We start from the raw sequence: 3,241 nt of genomic DNA, 5'->3' as shown, positions 1-3,241 counted from the left end.
GCTGGAGCTGCGCAAGTTCGACCCGGTCGCGGGGCAGCACGTGCTCTTCCGTGAGGCCCGCTGACGGAGGCCCGAAGGCGCCCGGAACGGGCATCGTCGCAGGTGGCCGTGGTGTGAATCACAGAGGGCCCCTGCGGTTCCCGGGAACGGACCCGAGTGGTTTATTGTTCATCTATACGTGGGAATGGGCGGGCACAGCCCGCCGAGCGGCACCGTCCGCCGCATCCCACGCGTGAGCCGCCCCGGCTGGATTCCCCCGATCCGGCCGGGGCTTTCACGTGGTCCGGGTCAGATCCTCCGCGTAGTGCTCGATGGCGGTCCGGTACCGCTGCACCTCGGGGCTCCCACTCGTCGAGGCGAGCAGACGCAGCAGGAGTTGCATCGCCTCGTGATGGTCGCCGGTGTTGAACAGGGCCATCGAGAGGAAGGTCCGCAGCGCACCGTCGTCCGGGAACTGCGCGACACCCCCGCGCAATGTCTCGGCGGCGCGCCCCGGCGGTCCTCGTCGCTCAGGGCGTCCCCCTGGAGGCTCCGCTCGTAGTACGGCACGGCCTCGGCCTCCAGGCCGAGTACGTCATGGACCCACGCGGTCTGGTACGCCACGTCGGCGGCCTCCGGAAACGACGCGGTGAGGGAGAGCAGACGCTCCCTGGCCTGTTCCGGGTGGCCCTGTTCGCGCAGCCGAACGGCCTCCGCCAGCAATGCGTCCTTCTTCTGAGCAGTCATGCGCCCATCGTCGCACCGGGGGCCCGTGGTGTGGCCGCCGCGGTCCGGGGAAAACGGGGTCCATGGACGCAGAGGCGAAGCGCCGGGCACGACATGGAAGTCCAGGCCGTCTCCTGCTGCGAGCCGTGGTGCTCGTGGTGGCGTCACTGGGGCTCGTGGTCTTCTCGATCGCTCTGGCGAAGGTGACGTTGACCCCGTCGCCCGCCTCGGAGGGCATCGTGACGTCCAACCTGCGCCCGGGAAGGTCTCTGCGGCAGTACGCGGAGGAGTACACGTTCCTCGCCGCGTGCAAACAGGCGGGAGGCAACCTCCTGCTGGGCGTCCCGTTCGGGGTACTGCTCCCGGTCCTGGTGCCCCGCCGGCTGCGGATGATCCGGATGACCGTTCTGACCGCGACGGTCATGGCCGTCATCGAACTCGTCCAGGGCGCGCTCGTCACGGGACGCGCCTTCGACATCGACGACGTCATCCTCAACACCGCCGGTGCCCTCCTGGGGTACCTCCTGATCGGCCGGAAGGCCAGCCACCGCTACCACGCACTGGCGGCCACACCCGCCCCCGAGCCTTCGCCCGCCCGGAAACCGGCCGAGGGCCCCACCGAGGGCCCCACCGAGGGCCCGGCCGGAGAGCCGCCCGCGCGCGGGCGTGGGTTCACCGCGAGGTGGCGCGGCCGTCGGTCCGGTCCGGGCGGGGGAGCGCCCGGACCGGACCGACGCGGTGCCTGATGACCCTGCGGGCAAGCCGCGCCGTCGTGCCGTCCGCCACGTACGCTCGCCGTGTTGGCCGAAAGCCCTGGTAGCAGCTGCCACCAGGGCTCCCGTCGGCCTCGCGGTCCCGCATCGCACCGGACGACGCCCCCGGGGGCGGACATCGCCCCTCAGGCCGTCAGAGCGCCGGGTAGGCGTTCTTCATGAGCTCCTGGAACTGGGCGGAGAACCACTTCCCGGAGACAGGGGCGCCGCCCAGCGCCCCCGACATGTTGTTGTTGTTACGGGCGTTGCCCGTGTACGTCGGGTCGCACATCCGGTCGAAGCCCTTGCCCTCGTCGTTCGGGATCTCCGAGCTGGAACCGTCGGACTCCCCCGGAGGCTTCATCCAGACGTACGCGTCGATCCCGGGCTCGGGAGCGGCCTGCGGCCGTTCACCGAGACCCGCTCCCGCCTGGTTGCACCAGTTGCCCAGGTGGATGCGCCGGTCGTAGCGCCCGCCGTCCACATAGGTGTCGACGCTGGTGCTCGCGCCCGGACCACTCGGCCGGTCCGTTCCGCCCCAGCCGTTGCGGGAGGTGTCGATGAGCATGCCGATGCCGGAGTTGAAGCCGACGGAGACCAGTTCGTTGCGGAAGGCCTGTGCGAAGGACAGCTCGTCCGTGTAGCGGTTCCAGTCGACCCACGTCGACTGCCGCACGGAGGTCCCGTTCACCGAGTCGTCGATGGAGAAGTTCTCCTCCTTCAGCGCACTGTAGTTGGCCGTGTTGGTGATGAAGCCGTGCACGTCGTTGACGGTCGCGCCCTCGGACGTCGCGGCCTCGTGGAAGATCTCCGCGGACGGGCCGAAGTTGTCGTCCCAGCCGATCCAGCCGTGGTGGCCCGCGTCGATGTAGTTGTAGACGTTGGGCGCGTCGCCGAGCTTGTTGAGCGCGTAGCCGACGCCCTTGACGTAGTTGCCGTTGGCCTTCATGACGTCACAGGCCGGGGTGGCCGTGGGGCGGCCGCCGGCGTTGGTGACGAGGTTCGGCAGCGAGTCGATCTCGACCGTGGTGACGATCCGCAGACCCGCGTACTTCGGGTCGCCGAGGATCTCCGCGATCGGGTCGATGTACTCGGTCTTGTAGCGGCCGATCTCGGTCGGGCCGAGCTCACCGTTGGAGGCCAGCGCCGCGCAGTCACGCCCGGGCAGGTTGTAGATGACGACCTGGACGACGAGTTCGCCGGAGCCCTTCTGCGTCAGGGCCTCGTCGAGGTGGTCGCGCAGCCCCATCGAGCCGTTCGCGCCCTCGATCGCGGCGATGCGGTCCAGCCAGACGCCGGTGGGCTGGTCGGCGATTCTGTCGCCGCCCGGCTCGGCCGCGGCGTTCGCCGACCACTCCGGGTTCACATAGACCTTGGCGCCCTGGTAGGGGTTGTCCACCCGGCTGCCCGCGGGCGGGTTCGTGGGCGGGTCGGTCGGATCGGTCGGGTCCGTGGGGTCGATCGGTCCCGCGGCTCCGTTGCAGGTGACGCCGTTCAGCTTGAACGTCGCGGGCACGGTGCTGTTGCCGTTCCCGGTCGCGTTGAAACCGAAGGTGGCGGAGGCGCCCGTGGCGAGGGCGGCGTTGTAGCCGGCGTCCTTCGCGGTGACGGCGGAGCCGCTCTGCGAGATGGTGGCGTTCCAGCCCTGGCTGACCTGTTCGCCGCCGGCGAAGCTCCACTCGAGCTGCCAGCCGGATAGGGCGTCGCCGTTGTTGGTGACGCTCACGGAGGCGGTGAGCCCGCCGTTCCACTGGTTCTGGATGGTGTAGTCGACGGTGCAGCCG

The 3,241-nt window shown here is 70.0% G+C and carries 2 protein-coding genes and 1 pseudogene; 1 reads left to right on the top strand and 2 read right to left on the bottom strand.

Features of this window, described 5'->3' with window-relative positions; all coding sequences use genetic code 11:
• Positions 1-274 precede the first annotated feature (274 nt).
• Positions 275-726: pseudogene (locus IH13_RS38100) on the bottom strand (tetratricopeptide repeat protein).
• 62 nt (positions 727-788) lie between these two features.
• Here IH13_RS38100 and IH13_RS0122220 point away from each other — a divergent pair.
• Positions 789-1,451, top strand: coding sequence for a VanZ family protein (locus IH13_RS0122220; RefSeq protein ID WP_031087110.1), 663 nt, complete (start codon positions 789-791; stop codon positions 1,449-1,451).
• Between the two features lie 160 nt (positions 1,452-1,611).
• On the opposite strand, the gene IH13_RS38095 is transcribed toward IH13_RS0122220, so the two are convergent.
• The coding region (locus IH13_RS38095; protein WP_031087109.1) for a glycoside hydrolase family 6 protein at positions 1,612-3,241 on the bottom strand (1,630 nt) is incomplete at its 5' end.

This window comes from Streptomyces sp. NRRL WC-3549 (assembly GCF_000721935.1).
Lineage (GTDB): Bacteria > Actinomycetota > Actinomycetes > Streptomycetales > Streptomycetaceae > Streptomyces.
The sequence above is the reverse complement of the archived record's forward strand: the minus strand, read 5'-3'. Positions and strand labels throughout refer to the sequence as shown.

Bases quoted from the DNA above. Each gene is read 5' to 3' on its own strand.
- IH13_RS0122220 (WP_031087110.1), top strand. From the start codon at position 789: ATGGACGCAGAGGCGAAGCGCCGGGCACGACATGGAAGTCCAGGCCGT.